The 19,466-nt window shown below is 27.0% G+C and carries 21 protein-coding genes; 11 read left to right on the top strand and 10 right to left on the bottom strand.

Going from position 1 to position 19,466, the window contains the following annotated elements:
• Positions 1–155 precede the first annotated feature (155 nt).
• Positions 156–434 carry a hypothetical protein gene (locus CP965_RS09830; protein ID WP_129061940.1) on the top strand — a complete coding sequence of 93 codons (279 nt, stop codon included), beginning with the start codon at positions 156–158 and terminating at the stop codon, positions 432–434.
• An 8-nt stretch (positions 435–442) separates the two neighbouring features.
• Here the strand turns inward: CP965_RS09830 and def are convergent, their stop codons facing one another.
• From def to ruvA, 6 genes are read right to left on the bottom strand one after another with little or no spacing between them, the layout of a single operon-like run.
• Positions 443–976, bottom strand: coding sequence for a peptide deformylase (gene def / locus CP965_RS09825; RefSeq protein ID WP_129061939.1), 534 nt, complete (start codon positions 974–976; stop codon positions 443–445).
• Positions 977–988: 12 nt separating this feature from the next.
• A complete protein-coding gene (locus CP965_RS09820) occupies positions 989–1,477 on the bottom strand; it encodes an HIT family protein (RefSeq protein WP_129061938.1) in 489 nt (162 codons plus the stop codon).
• 8 nt (positions 1,478–1,485) lie between these two features.
• Complete coding sequence (locus CP965_RS09815; RefSeq protein ID WP_129061937.1) at positions 1,486–2,934, bottom strand: Mur ligase family protein; 1,449 nt, start codon at positions 2,932–2,934, stop codon at positions 1,486–1,488.
• Positions 2,934–3,653 (bottom strand): alpha/beta fold hydrolase, encoded by a 720-nt coding sequence (locus tag CP965_RS09810; protein ID WP_129061936.1) that lies wholly within the window; start codon positions 3,651–3,653, stop codon positions 2,934–2,936. The genes CP965_RS09815 and CP965_RS09810 overlap by 1 nt, the downstream gene beginning before the upstream one ends.
• A gap of 2 nt (positions 3,654–3,655) precedes the next feature.
• Positions 3,656–4,690, bottom strand: a complete 1,035-nt coding sequence (locus CP965_RS09805; RefSeq protein ID WP_129061935.1) for a D-alanine--D-alanine ligase — start codon at positions 4,688–4,690, stop codon at positions 3,656–3,658.
• 38 nt (positions 4,691–4,728) lie between these two features.
• The gene (gene ruvA / locus CP965_RS09800; protein WP_129061934.1) at positions 4,729–5,289 is read right to left on the bottom strand and encodes a Holliday junction branch migration protein RuvA; all 561 of its coding nucleotides are present in this window, start codon (positions 5,287–5,289) and stop codon (positions 4,729–4,731) included.
• Positions 5,290–5,385: 96 nt separating this feature from the next.
• Here ruvA and CP965_RS09795 point away from each other — a divergent pair, with 96 nt between their 5' ends.
• Positions 5,386–7,572, top strand: coding sequence for a methyl-accepting chemotaxis protein (locus CP965_RS09795; RefSeq protein ID WP_129061933.1), 2,187 nt, complete (start codon positions 5,386–5,388; stop codon positions 7,570–7,572).
• A gap of 21 nt (positions 7,573–7,593) precedes the next feature.
• On the opposite strand, the gene CP965_RS09790 is transcribed toward CP965_RS09795, so the two are convergent.
• From CP965_RS09790 to CP965_RS09780, 3 genes are all read right to left on the bottom strand, one after another.
• Positions 7,594–7,959 (bottom strand): hypothetical protein, encoded by a 366-nt coding sequence (locus CP965_RS09790; protein ID WP_129061932.1) that lies wholly within the window; start codon positions 7,957–7,959, stop codon positions 7,594–7,596.
• Positions 7,960–8,041: 82 nt separating this feature from the next.
• Positions 8,042–9,106 carry a tRNA pseudouridine(13) synthase TruD gene (truD, locus tag CP965_RS09785; protein ID WP_129061931.1) on the bottom strand — a complete coding sequence of 355 codons (1,065 nt, stop codon included), beginning with the start codon at positions 9,104–9,106 and terminating at the stop codon, positions 8,042–8,044.
• A gap of 17 nt (positions 9,107–9,123) precedes the next feature.
• Positions 9,124–9,954, bottom strand: coding sequence for a thiamine-phosphate kinase (locus CP965_RS09780; protein WP_129061930.1), 831 nt, complete (start codon positions 9,952–9,954; stop codon positions 9,124–9,126).
• Between the two features lie 85 nt (positions 9,955–10,039).
• Between CP965_RS09780 and CP965_RS09775 the strand changes: the two genes are divergently transcribed.
• From CP965_RS09775 to CP965_RS09760, 4 genes are all read left to right on the top strand, one after another.
• On the top strand, positions 10,040–10,426 hold the full coding sequence (locus CP965_RS09775; RefSeq protein WP_129061929.1) for a class II SORL domain-containing protein: 387 nt from the start codon (positions 10,040–10,042) through the stop codon (positions 10,424–10,426).
• Between the two features lie 276 nt (positions 10,427–10,702).
• Positions 10,703–10,915: a helix-turn-helix domain-containing protein gene (locus CP965_RS09770; protein WP_129061928.1), complete on the top strand. Its 213-nt coding sequence runs from the start codon at positions 10,703–10,705 to the stop codon at positions 10,913–10,915.
• The gene (locus tag CP965_RS09765) at positions 10,915–11,241 is read left to right on the top strand and encodes a HipA N-terminal domain-containing protein (RefSeq protein WP_129061927.1); all 327 of its coding nucleotides are present in this window, start codon (positions 10,915–10,917) and stop codon (positions 11,239–11,241) included. The genes CP965_RS09770 and CP965_RS09765 overlap by 1 nt, the downstream gene beginning before the upstream one ends.
• 1 nt (position 11,242) lies before the next feature.
• Positions 11,243–12,235 (top strand): type II toxin-antitoxin system HipA family toxin, encoded by a 993-nt coding sequence (locus tag CP965_RS09760; RefSeq protein ID WP_129061926.1) that lies wholly within the window; start codon positions 11,243–11,245, stop codon positions 12,233–12,235.
• Between the two features lie 24 nt (positions 12,236–12,259).
• On the opposite strand, the gene CP965_RS09755 is transcribed toward CP965_RS09760, so the two are convergent.
• A complete protein-coding gene (locus CP965_RS09755; protein ID WP_129061925.1) occupies positions 12,260–12,994 on the bottom strand; it encodes a hypothetical protein in 735 nt (244 codons plus the stop codon).
• Between the two features lie 335 nt (positions 12,995–13,329).
• On the opposite strand from CP965_RS09755, the gene CP965_RS09750 reads away from it, so the two are divergent.
• The 5 genes from CP965_RS09750 to CP965_RS09730 form a co-directional block, all read left to right on the top strand.
• Positions 13,330–15,372, top strand: a complete 2,043-nt coding sequence (locus tag CP965_RS09750; protein ID WP_129061924.1) for an ATP-dependent helicase — start codon at positions 13,330–13,332, stop codon at positions 15,370–15,372.
• An 82-nt stretch (positions 15,373–15,454) separates the two neighbouring features.
• Positions 15,455–15,772: a hypothetical protein gene (locus CP965_RS09745; protein WP_129061923.1), complete on the top strand. Its 318-nt coding sequence runs from the start codon at positions 15,455–15,457 to the stop codon at positions 15,770–15,772.
• 90 nt (positions 15,773–15,862) lie between these two features.
• The gene (locus CP965_RS09740) at positions 15,863–18,481 is read left to right on the top strand and encodes a valine--tRNA ligase (protein WP_129061922.1); all 2,619 of its coding nucleotides are present in this window, start codon (positions 15,863–15,865) and stop codon (positions 18,479–18,481) included.
• 21 nt (positions 18,482–18,502) lie between these two features.
• Complete coding sequence (locus CP965_RS09735) at positions 18,503–19,264, top strand: hypothetical protein (RefSeq protein ID WP_129061921.1); 762 nt, start codon at positions 18,503–18,505, stop codon at positions 19,262–19,264.
• 84 nt (positions 19,265–19,348) lie between these two features.
• On the top strand, positions 19,349–19,466 hold a 118-nt coding region (locus tag CP965_RS09730; RefSeq protein WP_164971014.1), incomplete at its 3' end, for a hypothetical protein.

Raw genomic sequence — 19,466 nt, 5'->3', positions numbered from 1 at the left:
GTAAAAAATAAAATAATTTAAATTATCATACTCTAATATTATGTAAAATAGAAAAACTTTTATATATAGTTTAAAAGATTAAAGTTAGTATTACTTTCTTTTCTAGGTTTACTAAAATTTATTTAGATATAATCCACAAAAATAAAAGGAAACCTATGTCTGAAATAAAAAAAGAACTATATTCAACAATTAAAAATACAATGATACCAGAAGTAGAAAGCTACATTGAGGATTTACATAAAACTATTGAAAACAAAGAACATACTGAAGAAACACTAGAAGAAGTTAGAGATATGGAGTCTTTTTTAGTAGAGCTACAAAATATTCTTTTAGCTATAGATGAAAATAAACTTGAAGATGCTCAAGCAGAAGAAATCTATGAAAAAATACAAAATTTAATTAATGAACATAAGGAAGATAAAGTAGAAGAATAAAACTCTTTCTACTTTATCTTTTTAAAATATATATCTTCAGAAATAATATCACTATTTGTTTCGACTCTATCTAAGAAAACTTTCCCTATTAGATGATCATATTCATGTTGAAAAATTCTTGCAAGAAAATCTTCATAAATAATTTGTATTTTACTTCCATCAATTTTTGTATATTCTACTTCAATCGTTTTATATCTTGGAACAAGGGCACGAATTCCTGGAATACTTAAACAACCTTCCCAACCTTTCTCTAAAGTTTCAGATTTATTTAAAATTTTGGGGTTTATTAGGATTTCATTTTCTAATAAAGGTGCATTTGGATACCTATCATTTGGATGGGAAGAGATAATAAGAATTTGATAACTTTCAAAAATTTGAGGAGCAGCAAGACCAACTCCCCTACTTAACTTTACACAATGAAGCATTTTTTTTATGAGTGATTTAATTTCTTTTGAGTTTAAATCTTTTACTTCTTTTGCTTCTTGTCTTAAAACTTCTTCTCCAAGTTTTGCTATTTGACACTCTTTCTTTTTTAAAAACATCAAAAACTCTATTTATATAAAATATTTAGAAGCACTATTTTTCAATTTTTGAAATATTTCATCAAACTGAGCTGGATAAACTCTTGTTTCACCAACAGTTGAGATGAAATTTGTATCTCCTATCCATCTAGGAAGAGCATGATAATGTACATGTTGTTCAATTCCTGCACCTGCTGCTTTTCCTAAATTCATACCAATATTTACACCTTCACAAGGCATAACTTCTTTTAACATCTTTACTGCTTGTTTTATTCTTATTGAAACTCTTATCCAAGTTTCTTCATCTAAATCTTCTATCTTATCAGTATGAAAATGGGGAATTACCATTATATGTCCAGGAGAATAAGGAAATTTATTCATTACTACATAACATAATTCATCATAAAAAAGAACTTGATATTTTTCTTCATTTAAATTATTTGATATATGACAAAATACACAACCTTCAATTTTTTCTTCACTAACATAAGCATATCGCCAAGGTGCATATAAATGTTCCATTTTATTCCCTAAATAAAATTTGGTGCATCATTTGCAAAGAGGATTAAATCTCCCTCTTTTGTAACTGCTGCTAAAGTTTCTTGTAACTTTGATTTATCTTTTAAAGTAAATACTTTTTCTTCTTCAATATTTGAACTTAATAAATGAGAGTTTAAATCTCCTGTAATAATCACTAAATCAAATTTTTCATTTATTTCTTTTGCTAATAAAATATTTGCTTGAGAAGTTGATTCTACAAGTCCTGGAGTTACAATTACTTTTCTTCCTTCATATTTAGAACAAATATTGACTGCTTCTAACATACCTTCTAAATTGCCATTAAAACTATCATCTATTATAATTTTCCCACCTGCTTCAATTTTTTGAAGTCTATGTTCTACTTGTGGTAAATCTTTTAAAGCTAGTTTTATTTCATCTAAACTCATTCCTAATTCATAAGCTACTAAAATAACAGCTGTTAAATTTATTGCATTAAAACTTCCAAGTACTGGAGCATGGAAATGTTGTTGTTCCCCATCAATTAAGATATCAAACCAAATACCATCTAGATTTGACATTGTCACATTTAAATTATCTGGAAATCTAGTGATTTTTTCATACTCTTTTTTTAAAGGAACTGATTCATGAACAAATCCTCTTTCCATTTTTGGAGATTTTAATATTTCCATTTTCGTATGAATAATATTTTCTATAGTTTTAAAATATTCAATATGCTGTTCACCAACACTTCCTAAAATACAATATTGAGGTTCTAAATACATAGTAATTTCTTCAATATCTCCCTCTTGTCTAGCTCCAGCTTCTGCAATATATATTTGAGTATCAAGGGGTAAATCTTTATTTACATCAAGTACAATTCCTGCAATTGTATTTACAGATCTTGGTGTTTTATAGACTTTATATTTTCTTTTTAAAACATGATATAAATAATTCTTAATTGAAGTTTTTCCATATGAAGCAGTAATAGCTATTGTTCTAAGCTGAGGAATAGTTTCTAACCTTTCTTTTCCTTTATGTTTAAAAGAGATAAAAAACATTTTTTCCATTAAATATGTAATTGCTAAAGTTAAAATAATAGGAACGAAAATAGCTGTTGCATGGCATGACTCACTTAAAATACAAAGTAAATGAAGTGCAAAAGTTATAAAAAGTAAAATTGCTAAAAACCTCTTAACTCTTGATGTTAAAACTAAAGGTTTATCTAATCTCTTATTCCATAAAACAAAACTAGTCATATATATGATATAAAAATATATAGAGAAATATAAATCAGGTAAAAGGTGAAACAATACAATAGGTGCAGCAAAATATGTAATATGCCATTGCCATTTATGATGTTTTAAAACTACTCTTTCTAATTTATAATTATACCATTGTAAATTTGTAATTAAATACCATCCAAGAGACATAATTAATATTACATGTGTAAATATATAAAAGTATTCTAGTATTTCCATTATTTGATTCCATTTTCAATTTTTTTACAAATATCTTTTTTATGTTTTAAAAAGAAATAATGATCACCTTCATAAACCTCAAAACTACTATTTTTTATAAGTTTATGAATTTTTTCTCCAGAGGTAAGAGTTGTAGCCAAATCAGATTTACCCCAAAAAATAATTGCTTTTTTTTCATAAGACTCAAATATAAATGAAAAATCTTCATTTACTACATTTTTAAAAGTCTCATACATATTTTCACTCATTTTTTGTACATCATCACTTCTAAATACTTTTGTTAATTTTGATAATCCAAAAGTATTTAAAAGTTTAGCAAAAAATATTTTGATTTTGGTTTTCATACTTTTCTTTTCTAAAATTCCAGCAGAACTAAGAAGTATAAGATTATCTGGGTTTATTAAAGTTGCAACTTTACCACCAAAAGAGTGTCCTACAATTGCTATAACATTTGTATTTAAAACTTCCAAAAACTTCTTTACGATAAGTGAATAATCTTTTGTAGTTAAAACATAGTCATTTGAGCTTTTTCCAAAACCTGGCATATCTACATATATATGTCTAAAGTCTTGCAAAAGATTACCAAATGCTTGTTTCATAATCTCTTTATTTGAACCCCAGCCATGAAGAATAACTATATCCTTTTTTTCAGTTGGATTTACAATTTCATAAGAAATATTAAATTTTTTATCTAAAACCTCTATGCTTTTTAAAGCCAATTTTATTTACCTTTTGATGCTTGTATTTTATTTACATATTCATATGATATCTTAATATCTTTTTGTTTTGGTAAAGATTTAGCTAGTGAAATTAATATTGAATTAAAATCTTCAAATAAATAGTTCGCCATAGAACCAGGAACTGGATTTATTTCATTTAAATATACTTCATTATTTTGAACAAAAAAATCACATCTTATCAAAGAACCTTCAAAAGTATTATTATAAATTGCTTTAAAAGAGTCTTTTATTTTTGTCTTTAATTCCTCTGTAATATCTGCTTCTAATGCAGCTGAAGTTCTTGCAAAATCTAAATATTTTTTATCAAAATCTAAAAATTCTGCTTTTTGTGGTTCCTCAATAATTGAGAAAACAAATTCACCATTTATTTTTGCTCCTGCTAAATTATATTCTTTAATTCCAGCAATAAAGGGTTCAATAATAACTGCTTCATCAAATTCAAAAGCTACATCTAAAGCATATTCTAACTCATCTTGTGATTTTACAATTGACACACCAATAGAACTTCCTAAAGTAATTGGTTTAATAATCACAGGGAAATCTTGAAGTTCTACTTTATCATTTTTAGTATAATACTTATAATCAACTGCTTTTATACCTACACTTTTAGCATAACCTTTAGTTAGAAACTTGTTAAAACTTACACTACAAGCTGCTTTTCTAGGACCAATGTAAGGTATATTTGCAAATTCAAATAAAGAAGCAAAAAAACCATCTTCTCCATCGGCACCATGAGTTATATTTAAAATAACATCAACTTCAAAAGCTTTTGAAGCAAATATTGCTTTTTTTGAAAAACCATTTTTTGAAAAATTCAAAATATCACATTTTTTATATTCACCGCTACTAAACAATTTTGATTTAATTTTATCATTAGGAATATGATAAAAATCTCTATTCGTATCACAAAAAATATAAACCAATTCTTCTTTTAAAACATCTTTCATAGCGATAGCTGAAACAATTGATATTTCATGCTCATATGACTTCCCACCAAAAACTATTCCTATTTTCACTAATACTCCTTTGAATGCCTACAATCAAAAAGGCTTTTTTATTTTTGTAATAATTTTAATGCTTGTTTTACTAAATCACTAGTATTCGTTGCAGTACAAGACCTAAGTACTTTTGAAATTATATCTTTTTTAAAACCTAAAGATTCTAAAGCAAGTGCAGCTTCTAGTGAACTATTTGAAGAGGAGTCTGAATCATTTCCATCATCTACAATAAAACCTGAAAGTTCTACTAGAATTCTACTTGCTCCTTTTGGTCCAATCCCTGGTACTCTTTTTAACATAGATACATCATTTTCATTTACAATTTGTGCAAAAGAGTTTGGAGTAAAAGTAGAACAAATAGCCAAGGCTACTTTAGGTCCTACTCCATTTATTTTAATAACTGTATCAAAAAGTTTTTTCTCATTTGGATCTAAAAATCCATAAAGGGTTTGAGAATCCTCTCGAATAATATATGTTGTATGAAGTTTTACTTTACTTTCAGTGATTTTTGAGCTACAATTAACAGAGACAAAAATTTCGTAAATGAGACCATTTACATTAATATTTAAAAAAGTTGGTTCTTTTTTTTCAATAATACCTTCTATGCCTACAATCATCTTTTTCTTTCAAATTTCTAAATTTAATCTTACTTTTTATATATAATAAATAATATTCATTATATAATAAAAAAGCTTAATATTAAGGGTGTGACTATGTTTGATTTAATTACAAAAAAAATAAGTAACAAAATAATAATTTCTTTATTTGTCTTAATGTCTTTATCAAGTCTTATTGTAACATATTTTACTACAGAACAAGTTAGGTCAGACTCCATTGCTACGACAAAACAAAATTTAGATATGTTGAACACTGCGATGTTCCAAAGTTTAAGAAATGCTATGAATACAGGAGATCCTGCCCAAATAAAAAAAGCAGAAGATGAAGCAAGAACAATTAATGGCGTAAAAAAACTAGTAATTGCAAAAAGTCAACCTCTTATAGATATGTATTCTCCTGGAGCTAAATTTACAAAAGATCCTGATATTTTGAAATCTTTTGAAACAAAACAAAATCAACTACTTGAAACTAATGATGAAAACGGCCATGCATTAAGGATGATAAAACCTATGATTGCTACACAAGAATGTTTAATGTGTCATGCTAACCAACAAAAAGGTGATGTAATAGGGATAATGGACTTAACTTTTTCATTAGATGCTTCTGATGATAAAATTGGATCACTTTTAATTGAAATATTAACAATGTCTACACTATTTGGCTGGGTTACAATTGCTCTAATTTTTATTATTGTAAAAAGAGCTACAAAACCTATTTCTACACTAAAAGAAGGATTCCGAAACTTACTTAAATCAAATGACCCTAGTATAAAACTAAATGTAAATTCTAAAGATGAAATTGGAGAAGTTGCAGGACTATTTAACTCATATATGGATAAAGTAAGAGAAGGATTGAAAAAAGATGAAATTGTAATTGAAGAAGCCAATGATATTTTAGAAAAAACAGGAAATGGTTTTTTTGTTTATCAAGTTCAATCTACAGCAGCAAATCCATATGTTGAAGATTTAAAAAATAAACTTAATACAATGATTAATCATACAAAAGAAACTCTTGATAGAATTAATGACACTTTAAAAAATTATTCTGAATCAAAATTTGATTATAAAATCAATGACAAAGGAATATACGGGGACTTAGGCTCTTTAGCAGCAGGAATTAAACTTGTTGGAAATAATACGTCTGAGATTTTAGCTATGATAATGAATACAGGTGATTCTTTAAAAGAAAATACTCATACCTTGTCAAACGCATCTAATAAACTTTCAACCTCTTCAAATCAGCAAGCAGCATCATTAGAAGAAACAGCTGCTGCTTTAGAACAAATTACTGCAAATATAAAAGGTAATACTGAAGCATCAAGAGAGATGTCAGACCTAGCAAGTTATGTTACAACATCTGCAAAAAATGGACATAATTTAGCAAATGAAACAGCTGTTGCAATGAATGATATAAATTCTCAAGTAAGCTCAATTAATGAAGCAATTGAAGTAATTGACCAAATAGCTTTCCAAACAAATATACTTTCTTTAAATGCAGCTGTTGAAGCAGCAACTGCAGGAGAAGCTGGAAAAGGTTTTGCTGTTGTTGCAGGAGAAGTAAGAAATTTAGCAAATAGATCTGCTGAAGCGGCTAAAGAAATAAAAGCTTTAGTTGAAAAAGCTACAGAAAAAACAAATAGTGGTAAAGAAATTTCTGATAATATGATCAATGGATATGAAGAGTTAAATGAAAATATTAAATTTACACTCGAAAAAATTGAGCAAGTTGCAACAGCTTCAAAAGAGCAAGAAGCTGGTATTGTTCAAATTAATGATGCAGTTAATTTACTTGATCAAGCAACTCAACAAAATGCACAAATTGCAGAACAAATTTCTAAAATGTCTACAAATATAGCCCATATGTCAGACTCTTTAGTAACAGCAGCTTCAAGAGCTAGCTTCCTTGAAGAATCAAGGGAAGAAGTATGTAATGTAGATTTAGTTTATGATACTGCAAAATTAAAAGTTAATGTTCTTGGATTAAAAGATGACGTTTATTCAAAACTAGGTTCATATAAAACTTGGGAGACAAAAGGTTGTAACTCAATTTTGGAATGGATTGAAACATATACACAAATTAATCCAAATAGTTGTAATGAAACAATAGATGAACTTAAAAATTTAATTGCTAGTTTAAAACAAAAACTTCAGGAACTTATAAATGCAAATGCAAATAAAGCTGATAATGAGATATTAAATGAAAAAGCTAAAGCTGTAGAAATAGAATCATTAAGAGTATTTGGAACTTTAAATAAACTAAAAAAAGATGCGTGTAAAAAATAAAAGACTTAAAAGTCTTTTATTTTAATTTGTATTTTGCATACTTTTTATTAATTCTTCCAATTCATCATCAGAAACTATATCTGATGATTCATTTGCAGAAATATTTTTAGCAGAAGAAGCAATATTATACTGGCTTGAATCAATATTATTTCTTTCACAAACATAATTTACAACTCTTTCAATTTTTTGTCTATGTAAATCCTGATGTTGCAAAAGTCCAAAAGAACTAGATATTAGTCCTTGAATCTTTTTTGATTGGTGTAAAGGGATATTTAAATCAGAGATTATGCTATCCATACTCTCCAGATTTTCATAAATAGAAATTGCATTATGCTCTGATTCTTTTATTACATCACATAATTCTTTAATTAAATCTTCATATGTCATACTTAAGCCTTTTTTAAAAGTACTTAAGTTTAACTTATTTTATCTAATAATTTTATTATAAACTATTACATTTATAATATTTTTAATGAATTACCTCAGCAACAAACTCTGTTGCATATGAACCTTTAGGAAGGGTAAATTGTAATTCCATCCAATTTTTTTCTTCTTTAAAGTTTGTTTCAATCTCTTCAGGGAAAATCCATGCAAATCTTCTTGCCCCATCTTCTTTGATTTCAACATCAAAATCTTTTTCAATATTTTGTGCTAAGCCATCTGCTTTTTTAACTCTTTTCCCACAAAGAAGTCCTGTTGCCACTCTATCTCTTGCAAAGAATTTTTCTGCCTCTTCACTTAAGTTTTCAATATGAAAAATCTTTCCATAAGGATAATGACTCATTAAATCACCAGGAATAAGTTTGAAAGGATGTTCTTGTTTTTTCATATCCTTAACAATATCTATTGGTAACTCAAGTTTTTCATAAATCTCTTCAGCTTTAAAAGAGTCAACAAGTTTTGAAACTTCTATTCTTTTTGAAAGCCAGTTGTTGAAAAGATAACTTTGATAAGAATTAACAAACATCTGTTTTAGTTTTCTATTTTTCTCTTTTAATTCACCTTTTACTATTGCTTCACCTTTTTTGTAGTTATCACCCTCTATTCCAAATCTTTGAAATCCAAAATAGTTTGGCATACCAAAAGTTGCAATACTTTGTACTGCTTGTTCAATCTTTTTAGCATCAACTAGATTTACTCTTTTTAATCTAATAAAGAATTTATTTCCTTTTAAATGCCCTACTCTTATTTTATTGTTATGCCTTGTTACATCTAAAACTTTTATTTGTTCATGATTAAAGCTATTTAACTTCTCTTCAAACTGCTTTGGAATAGATATATGTTGTACTGTCATTGCATTTTTATCTTTTAATCCTGCATAGCCTATATCTCTTCCTTTACACCCTAAATGTTCTGAAAATATTCTAACTGCATCCCATGTTGTTAAATCTTTTTTTCTAAACTTTACAATTAAGTGTTCACCTTCTCCACTAAACTCATAAAGAGGTACTTCTGTTACTACAAAATCATCTTTATTTTGTTTAAATACAACATCTATTTTTGAATGGTTTAAATACCTTTGTAACTCTTGCAATATATTTTCCTTATTATCTAATCTTTAAAATGATGATTAACACATTCACAAGAATATTTACCTTTTATGGCTTTTGCAAATATTGTTAATGGAACATCATATTTTTTTGCTAACTTTTCTATTTTTTCTTTATATTTTTTATCAAATGAGAAAAGTAACTCATACTCTTCCCCTGAACAACCTACTTCTTTGTCAATTTTTTCAAAAAACTCAAATCCAACCTTACTTTGCTTTGACATTCTTTCAAGCTCAAAAAATAGACCATCTGAAATATCCATTGAGGCACTTACATACTTTGCAATCTTATAAAAGAACTCTCCATGAAGTTTTGGCTTTAAAAACTTAGACTTTTTAGAGACTTTTTTTCCTGAAAAGAGTTTTTCTAAATCTCTTTTTGAAGTTCCTAAAGTTCCTGTATAACAAAGTAAATCCTCTTTTTTTATTCCACTTCTTAAAATTGGCTTTTTTGTTTTAGAAATAATTGTTACTGAAATATCTAGTTTTATATTTGAGATTGTATCACCACCAATTATTTCAATACCAAATTGTTTGGCTACTTTTTTAAAACCTTTTGCTAACTCTTTTAAATCTTTTTGTGAGTACTTTTTTGGAATAGCTACAGTTAAAAGTGCATACTTAGGTTTTGCATTCATTGCAATTGCATCTGAAATATTTACTAGCATTGCTTTTTGGGCTATTTGCTTTAAACTCATCCACTCTTTTTTAAAATGAACATTTTCAAAAAAAGCATCATTGCTATAAACCCATTTACCTATAACTGCACCATCATCACCAATAAGTTTTGTATCATTAACAAACTGTTTTATAAAAAAATCTTCTTTATTCATAGGCGAAATAATAGCATAATTGTACTTGCTTTCTATTTTAATTATTTTTTTGTATAATACGCCCATTATATTATAAGGAGAACAAATGCCAAAGATTAACAAATATGTTGATATTGACACTGTAGAAAGAGAAGCAAAAAAAGATTTAATAGATAGACACTCACCGTTTATTCACTGTGATGAAACTGCTAAAAAAGGTGAGCCTTTTGAAGTAACTGTTAAAATGGGAAATGAATATACTCACCCAGATGATTTTGATCACTATATTGAATCTGTAACATTATTTAATGGAGAAACTCAACTAGCAAAAGCTTCATATGTTCCTGGAACATTAGGAAATGTTAAAGCTCATAATACTACAACTTTTACTATTATCCCTACTTCTAAGAAATTAAACTTAGTTGCACATGGTTACTGTACTAAGCATGGTATATGGGAATCAACTCCTGTAACTGTATCTGTTACAGAGTAATTTTTTATATCATGCTATAAAAAAGGCGAGAATCTTTTAATTCTTGCCACCTTAAAAAACTTCCAATTAAATCTCTAATAATTTGAATTTATTACAAAATAAGCATATAAATTTAGTATATATACTAAATATTAATCTACTCCAAACCAAATCTAAAAGAAAAAACAATTTGTTTAGCTTTTATACTAATTAAAAAGTTTATATTAAGCTTTATATTAGTAATATAAACTAATTTTAACTTATATACTAAATAATAATTACTATTTAAGGTAAACAATGGAACTCACTATTAAAAAAATAGGTAAAACAATAAGAAATAGAAGAAAACAATTAAATCTAGAATTAAAAGATTTACAAGATTACTCAGGTGTAAATTATGTTTCAATTTCAGATATAGAAAATGGGAAGTCTAACCCAACTATTAAAACACTTGAAAAGTTATTAGATGTATTAGGAATGGAAATAAATATAGAAGTGAAGAGTAAATAATGCAAAGAGCTAAAGTGTTTAGAAACAATATTCTTGCAGGACTACTCACAAAGTTTAGTGAAAAAGAGTATAGTTTCATTTATATTAAAGAATATTTGCAAAGCCAAAAGGCAAAACCAATTAGCCTTACATTTCCTTTACAAGAAGAAGAATTTAAGTCAAAGCACTTATTTCCTTTTTTTTATAATCTATTATCAGAAGGTAAATTAAAAGATATTCAATGCAAAGAACTTAGAATTGATAAAAGTGATGACTTTTCACGACTTTTATTAACAACAAAAGAAAATACAATAGGTTCGATTACTATAGAAAAAGAAGAGCTATAAAATGGAAGAAAAAATATGTTTAGCTTGCTTAGCAACAGATAAAAAACTAAAAAATAATTATTGCACAAAATGTATTAGAGAACTTTTCAACGGTATAACTCCAAACCCTTTAAACTTTGATAAAGTAGAATTTACTAAAAAAAGAGCAGAACTATCACCAAGAATGTCAATTTCTGGAGTACAAGATAAAATTTCTTTAGCTTTTGAAAAAAAAGATTTAACTCCTACTGCAATAAATGGAAAATATATTCTTAAACCAATTACTAAGGGTGTTGGTCAAATTGAAAATGAAAAAGATATTGTCGCTAATGAACATTTATCAATGTTAATTTCAAAAAATATATTTAAAATACCAACTGCCTCTTGTGCTTTAATAAAATTTAGTGATGGAGAATTGGCTTATCTTACAAAAAGATTTGATTATGATGATGAAAAATTGAAATATGACCAAGAAGATTTTGCAGGTATTTTAGAAGTAAGTCCATCAACTCACGGAGAAAATTATAAATATGATGCTTGTAACTATCTTGATTGTGCAAAAATGATAAAAAAACATGTAAGCTCAAATATAGTGGCAATTGAAGATTTTTTTAAAAGAATTATATTAAACTATTTAATCTGTAATAGTGATGCTCATTTAAAAAACTTTTCATTATATAGTAAAGCTAATTCAAATGAATATTTTTTGACACCTAATTATGATTTGCTAAATACAAGATTTCATATCAATGAAAAATATGGAGATATGGCATTAGAATTATTAGAGGATTATACCTCTACTTATAAAGCTTATGGTTATTATACATATGATGATTTTGAAACTTTTGCAAAATATATTGATTTACCAAAAATTAGATTTGACAAAATAATACAACTAATAAAAGATTCATATCCACAAGTTGAAGAATTAATTAATAAATCCTTTTTAAGTAGTAAAGCAAAGGAGTTTTATAAAAACAGTTATAAAGAAAGAATGGAAAGACTTAAAATATAACTGTAAAAAAAGGTAATAAGGTAATTAAGAATTTCTTAAACCTTTAAAACCATAATATTCATAAAAAGATTTAAAATTTGGGAATTCTTTTCCTTCGGTATTAATATTTAAAAAAGTTTTAAGTATTTCTTTATTTCTACTTCCAACATACTCCCATTGTTCACTTATAAAATAATCATTTTCAAAATTAACTTTTGTATTGTTTTCTAAGACAATAATAATATTATTTATTGTAGATGTTTTGCTTTGGTGGTATTGTGAACCAAAAGCTTTTTTTGTCGAAGTAGGTGTTGTTATATAAGTGTCATTAAAACTAATTTCTTTAATAGGATAAAAGGTTGCTTTATTCTTCGTAAAAAAATCTTTTTTATAATGAGTTGAAAAACCTTCACTAGATTCCTCATCACTGGTATCTTGTTCTTCACATTTTTCTACATCAAGAAATTCAAATTTTTTTGTTTCATTATTAAAAGCAATTCCTCTATAAGAATTAAAAAACCAAATTTCTCTATTGTTTTTTTTCATAAAATCATTTCTATTTTTATGAAGTGCTATAGACTTTGCTTCAAATGATTCTTTACTTTTTCTTCTCCACTTTCTAATAGTATATATTACATAGACCGTTAATCCAATAATAATTGGGAGTTGAAATATATCTGAAGGAAGACTTCTTAAAATATCTTCTCCAAAAAAAATAGCTATAAATATTAAAGCAATATTAAATAAACTTTTTCTATTTTTTTTTAAAAACTTACTCACAAAAAACTCCTATTTTTTTGAATATTATCATATTATATATTAATTAATTATTTATATGAAATTATTAGATAAATACCGTATATATTAACTAATCATTAACTTTTTATTTTATTTCAGTTAATTCTCGTCTATTATAATTTTCATATGGATTAAGAAGAAGCGCGAAATCTTCTTAACATATTTTAAAATTGCGAATTATTTTAAAGTTTTCCAAATTTTGTTTCCTTGTGTGTAAAAAAAGCTCCTTTTCAAAGGGGCTTTTTTTTTGCTCAAAAAATAAGAATCATTATGCTAATATTCGCCAAATGAAAATACTACAAAAGAATATTAAATAAATGCCCCTATCTAATTTAAATAAAGAACAACTTGAAGCTGCAACCTGTAAACAAGGATTTAACCTTATTATTGCAAGTGCAGGAACAGGAAAAACTTCAACTATTGTTGGAAGAATTGCAAACTTAATTAACACTGGTATAAAACCAAATGAAATTTTATTATTAACATTTACAAATAAAGCTGCTGCTGAAATGGTTCAAAGAGTTGCTAAATTTTTTGGAAAAGATATTGCAAGTAGCATTATGGCTGGAACTTTCCATTCTGTTTCATATAAACTTTTAAAACAATTAAATAAAAATATTAAACTAAAACAACCAAATGAATTAAAAACACTTTTTAAGTCACTTTATGAAAAAAGAGTTTTTTATGAAAGAGAAGATGGAGTTAACCCATATGATGGTGGATATCTTTATGATATGTACTCACTATACCTTAACTCAAATGAAGGGGAAGGGTTTGAGGAATGGATAAAAAATAAAAACCCTGACCATGAAATATATACAGCAATTTATGATGATGTTGTTTTAGAGTTTAATGAACTAAAAACAAAATATGGTTATGCAAACTTTGATGACTTACTTACTATTATGCTTGATACGTTAAAAGAAGAAGAATTTAATTTTAAAGAAATATTAGTTGATGAATATCAAGATACAAACCCTTTACAAGGAAGATTACTTGATGCTTTTAAACCTAAATCTCTTTTTTGTGTAGGAGATTATGACCAAAGTATATATGCCTTTAATGGTTCAGATATAGGGATAATTTCAACTTTTGACTCAAGATATGAAGGTTCAAATGTTTATACATTAAGAAAAAACTATCGTTCTAGTAAACCTATTTTAGATTTGGCTACAAAAGTAATTGAACATAATGAAAGAATCTATGAAAAACAATTACAAGTTATGAGAACAGATGTTTCTATTCCTCCAAAGCTTTTAGAGTTTACAGAATTATTTTCACAATATCATCATATCTCAGAAAAAATATCTCAAAGTTCAACAGCACATAGTGATATTGCAATTATATTTAGAAATAACTCTAGTGCAGATGGAATTGAAGCAAATTTAAGAGAATATGGCATTCCAGCTAAAAGAAAAGGTGGAATGTCATTTTTTGATTCTGTTGAAGTTAAATTTGTACTTGATATTTTAGTTATGCAACTATCACACAATGATATGATGGCTTTTATTCATGTACTAGAACATGGTAAAGGCATAGGGAAAGCTATTGCTAAAGATATTTTTGATGCCTTAGTTAAACTTGGTGATGGAGATTTATTTAAAGGCCTATATACCCCAAATCAAGATATAAAAAATCCTTACCAGTCAAATAAAGTAAAAAATATTCAGCTTGGGCTATTTGATGATTTTATTGAACTAGGTTCAGTTTCTAAGTTTAAAGATTGTGGTTTTGAGGAAGCATTTTTATCTAATCCAATTTTAAAGCATCCAAAACTAACAGTTGATGGAGCAAAATATATTTATGATTTTTACTTACTTGTAAAACAAATAAGAAGAACAAAAGTTCCTGAGTCTTTAATTACAACAGTTACTTCTTCAATGATGTACTCTAGACTAAAAGATTTTTTAGCTACCAAAAGAGCTACACAAAAAGACGGTACTGTGAATATGATACAAAAAACAAAAGCTAATGCAAAAATAAATAGAAAAGCAATGCTTTTAAAAAACCTTGCTAGAAACTTTCAAGATTTATCAAAATTTGTAAACTCAATGATACTTGGAGGAGGAGAGATGAGTGAAGGAGATGGAGTAAATCTTTTATCTGTTCATGCAAGTAAAGGTTTAGAGTTTAAAGAGGTTTTTGTAATTGATTTGATGGATGGAAGATTTCCAAACAGAAAACTAATGAGTAAAGGTGGAAGCTTAGAAGAAGAAAGAAGATTATTTTATGTAGCTGTAACAAGAGCAAAGGATGTATTATATTTAAGTTATGCAAAATATGACAAAATAAAAAAAATGGACTTTGTTCATTCACCTTTCTTAAAAGAGGCAGGACTCGTAAAAAAAGAAGTAGAATAATTAATCTAAACTTAAACACGTGACATAAATGTGATATTTTTCAGTTATGATAATACTTATCAAAATAATAAGGCAAAATATCATGTTTAACTCAAATAACCCCTATTCACTAAAAAACTTAGAAAAAAGTATGAAAGCATCTCAACTTAATATTAATGTTGTAAAAGAAGTACTAAAAAATGAGAAAATAAGAGAAATACAAACAAAAAATGAGTTAAATAAAACTTTAAAAAAGAATAAAGAACATAAAAGTACTTTACTAAATTATCTTAAACAAATAGAAAAAAATATTTTAAAATTAAATCAAATAATAAATTTCTTATTAGAAGAAAAAAGAGTTTCTAAAGTAGAACCTTTAAACTTGTTAAGTATTCAAAAAGAAGAACATAAGTATTTTTAATTAAATAAATATTGACAATTTTACTAATTTCAAGAATAGTTTCGATATAATCGCGTATATTTAATAAAAGACTACACATTAGGAAATTAAATGAGCGAAAAATATGAACCATCAATTATAGAAGATAAATATTATAAAATCTGGGAAGAAAGAGGCTATTTTGAAATAGATGGCAATAAGCAAATACAAGAAAAAGACAAAAACTTTGCAATTATGATGCCACCTCCAAATGTAACTGGTTCTTTACATATTGGACATGCTTTAACTTTCACACTTCAAGATATTATTACTAGATATAAAAGAATGGATGGCTATAAAACTTTATGGCAACCTGGAACTGACCATGCAGGTATAGCTACTCAAAATGTTGTAGAAAAACAAATCTTAGCAGAAGGTACTACAAAAGAAGAAATAGGAAGAGAAGCTTTCTTAGATAGAGTATGGAAATGGAAAGAATTTTCAGGTGGAACAATTGTACACCAAATGAGAAAACTAGGTGTTACTCCTGCTTGGTCAAGAGAACGTTTTACAATGGATGAAGGTCTTAAAGAAGCTGTAAAAGAAGCTTTTGTTCATCTATACAATGAAGGTATGATTGTACAAAACAATTATATGGTTAACTGGTGTACTCATGATGGTGCTCTATCAGATATTGAAGTTGAACATGAAGAAGTTAATGGTAAATTTTATCATATGAATTATCATTTTGCTGATGGTTCTGGATATGTAACAGTTGCTACAACTAGACCTGAAACATATTTTGGTGATACTGCTATTATGGTTCACCCTAATGATGAAAGATATAAAGACATTGTAGGTAAAGAAGTTGTTTTACCACTTACAGATAGAAAAATTAAAATTATTACAGATGAGCATGTTGATATGGAGTTTGGAACTGGTGTTGTAAAAGTTACTCCTGCCCATGACCAAAATGACTATGAAGTTGGGAAAAGGCACGATTTAGAATTTATTACTTGTTTTGATGAAGAAGGTATTTTAAATGACTATTGTGGAGAGTTTGCAGGATTAGAAAGACTTACAGCTAGAGAAGCAATTGTAAATAAACTTCAAGAAGAAGGCTTTATTGTTAAAATTGAAGACCATAATCATCAAGTTGGACACTGTTATAGATGTAAAAACATTGTTGAACCATACATTTCTAAACAATGGTTTGTTAGAAGTGAAGTAGCTAAAAAAAGTATTGAAAAAACTTACGCAGGTGAAGCAAAATTCCACCCAAGTCATTGGCTAAACTCATATAGAGCTTGGATGGATGAATTAAGAGACTGGTGTATTTCAAGACAATTATGGTGGGGGCATAGAATTCCTGTATTTACTTGTGATGACTGTGGCCATCAATGGGCAGATAAAGCAGATGAACCAGAAGCTTGTCCTCACTGTGCAAGTAAAAACTATACTCAAGACCCTGATGTATTAGATACATGGTTCTCTTCTGCTTTATGGGCATTTTCACCTCTTGGTTGGGGAAACAATGGAAAGATGGAAAATACTTTTAATGAAAATGACTTAAAAGACTTTTATCCAAATTCATTACTAATTACTGGTTTTGATATTATGTTCTTCTGGGTAGCTAGAATGATGATGATGGGTGAACATTTCCAAGGAGAGTTACCATTTAAAGACATTTATATGCATGCTTTAGTAAGAGATGAACATGGGGCTAAAATGTCTAAATCAAAAGGAAATGTAATAGACCCTCTTGATATGGTTGAAGAACACAGTGCAGATATTATTAGATTTACTTTAGCCTATTTAGCAGTTCAAGGAAGAGATATTAAATTAGGTGCAAAAAATTTAGAGCAATTTAGAAACTTTACAAATAAACTTTATAATGCTGCTAATTTCTTAAGTTTAAATGTAGATACTTTCCCTGATTTAAAAGATATTGAAATAAAAACTGCTTTAGGTAAATATATGCAAAGTAGATTAGCCCATGCAGTTGAAGAAGTAAGAAACTCTTTAGACTCTTATAAATTTAATGAAGCAGCTTCTGTTTTATACAGATTTGTTTGGACAGAGTTTTGTGATTGGGGGATTGAATACTCAAAAGCAGATAAAAACTCAATTGTAGAGTTAGGAGCAATTTTTAAAGAGACTCTTAAAATGGTATCACCTTTTATGCCATTTATCTCAGACTACTTATATCACAAATTATCAGGAACTTCTTTAGAAAACGGAGACTCATCTTTAATGATTACAAACTTTCCAAAAGAAGTAAAAAAAGATGAAGAAATTGAAAATATGTTTGCAATTATTGAAGAAGCAATTACTGCGCTTAGACGGGCTAAAGTTGTTATAGATATGGGTAACTCAAAAATAGCTAAAGCTTATATAAAACTAGATTCACAAATTGATACAAACTTAGCAAAACCATTTATACAAAAATTAGCAAAAGTTGAAGATATTGAGTTTGTTACTTCAAAAGTAGAGAACTCTATTACTGATGTATCAGATAATTTAGAGGTTTATTTACCAACAGATGAAATTGATATGAGTCCTATTATTGATAAATTGACAAAACAAAAAGAAAAAGTAGAAAAAGAAGTAAATAAATTAAATGGTATGCTTTCAAATGAAAAGTTTGTTGCAAATGCTCCTGAAGCTGTAGTTGCTGAAAACAAACAAGCATTAGAAGATGCAAAAACAAAACTAGAAAAAATTGAAAATGAATTAAAGGCTATTTCTTAATAGCCTTTAAAAAGGTCATAGGTGAATTTTAAAAATATTTTCTTACTTATATTTATAATATTTTTTTTAAGTGCTTGTATTCCAAAACAAAATGATGTTAAGTCAGTTTTTCAATCAAATGCAGCAAATATTATAAAATATGATTATAAAAGATTACAAAAACTTTTATTGAGCTTTAAAAATAAGCTTAATAAAAGAAATCCAAAAGCCTACGACAAGAACCTAGAAAAAAAAATAACTACATTAATTAAAAATTCTGAAAAGTCTTTATTTCTAAAACATGAAAATACTACTTTAAAAGAGTATAAAGATTATTTAAATCTTGCTTTTTCAAAGGAAGCTATTTCTTCAAGAAATGATTATTTAATTCTTGGTTTATACTATTCAATATATAATGCTTATGATATCCAAGATGGACATAGATTTACAGCACTTCAATATAGTAAAGAAAAATTACATAAACTTCATAAAAACTTACAAGTTTTAAGATGGAAAATAAAGGTAGATAGAGACACAAATAATGAATATTTATTTTTGACTTGGCAAAATAATTGGCAAGTGGAATTAGAAAGAAAAATAAATAATAATCATCAAATTACTTATTTAGATATTGAAAACCTAAAATATATAAAAGAAGAAAAAGAAAGTTTACTTGACCCATCAAACTTTACTTTTGAAATTATACTAACACAAATGATTGATAATGTAGAAAACTCTTTAATTGCCTTAGGAGAAGAACCTACAAACCTTACTATTGGTGCAGTAATGTTTTTATTTTTATAAAATATTTACTTTAGCAATATTTGGATTGTGCTAAGTTTTTCTTTTTGATATACTTTCTAAAAAATTTCTTAAAGAGGTAAAACAATGAGCTATATAACAGAAGCAAGATTAAAAGAAGCAGATAAAGAGATATTTGATATAGTAGAAGCAGAGTTAGAGAGACAAACAACACACTTAGAGATGATTGCAAGTGAAAACTTTA

This window comes from Halarcobacter mediterraneus, from assembly GCF_004116625.1.
GTDB classification, from domain to species: domain Bacteria; phylum Campylobacterota; class Campylobacteria; order Campylobacterales; family Arcobacteraceae; genus Halarcobacter; species Halarcobacter mediterraneus.
This window is presented reverse-complemented; position numbering and strand designations above follow the sequence as displayed.

What these genes read in the sequence shown, in the direction of transcription:
- CP965_RS09830 (WP_129061940.1), top strand. Translation starts at nt 156, where the DNA reads ATGTCTGAAATAAAAAAAGAACTATATTCAACAATTAAAAATACAATG.
- def (WP_129061939.1), bottom strand. Translation starts at nt 976, where the DNA reads ATGTTTTTAAAAAAGAAAGAGTGTCAAATAGCAAAACTTGGAGAAGAA.
- CP965_RS09820 (WP_129061938.1), bottom strand. Translation starts at nt 1,477, where the DNA reads ATGGAACATTTATATGCACCTTGGCGATATGCTTATGTTAGTGAAGAA.
- CP965_RS09815 (WP_129061937.1), bottom strand. Translation starts at nt 2,934, where the DNA reads ATGGAAATACTAGAATACTTTTATATATTTACACATGTAATATTAATT.
- ruvA (WP_129061934.1), bottom strand. Translation starts at nt 5,289, where the DNA reads ATGATTGTAGGCATAGAAGGTATTATTGAAAAAAAAGAACCAACTTTT.
- CP965_RS09795 (WP_129061933.1), top strand. Translation starts at nt 5,386, where the DNA reads ATGTTTGATTTAATTACAAAAAAAATAAGTAACAAAATAATAATTTCT.
- CP965_RS09790 (WP_129061932.1), bottom strand. Translation starts at nt 7,959, where the DNA reads ATGACATATGAAGATTTAATTAAAGAATTATGTGATGTAATAAAAGAA.
- CP965_RS09780 (WP_129061930.1), bottom strand. Translation starts at nt 9,954, where the DNA reads ATGAATAAAGAAGATTTTTTTATAAAACAGTTTGTTAATGATACAAAA.
- CP965_RS09775 (WP_129061929.1), top strand. Translation starts at nt 10,040, where the DNA reads ATGCCAAAGATTAACAAATATGTTGATATTGACACTGTAGAAAGAGAA.
- CP965_RS09770 (WP_129061928.1), top strand. Translation starts at nt 10,703, where the DNA reads ATGGAACTCACTATTAAAAAAATAGGTAAAACAATAAGAAATAGAAGA.
- CP965_RS09765 (WP_129061927.1), top strand. Translation starts at nt 10,915, where the DNA reads ATGCAAAGAGCTAAAGTGTTTAGAAACAATATTCTTGCAGGACTACTC.
- CP965_RS09760 (WP_129061926.1), top strand. Translation starts at nt 11,243, where the DNA reads ATGGAAGAAAAAATATGTTTAGCTTGCTTAGCAACAGATAAAAAACTA.
- CP965_RS09750 (WP_129061924.1), top strand. Translation starts at nt 13,330, where the DNA reads ATGCCCCTATCTAATTTAAATAAAGAACAACTTGAAGCTGCAACCTGT.
- CP965_RS09745 (WP_129061923.1), top strand. Translation starts at nt 15,455, where the DNA reads ATGTTTAACTCAAATAACCCCTATTCACTAAAAAACTTAGAAAAAAGT.
- CP965_RS09740 (WP_129061922.1), top strand. Translation starts at nt 15,863, where the DNA reads ATGAGCGAAAAATATGAACCATCAATTATAGAAGATAAATATTATAAA.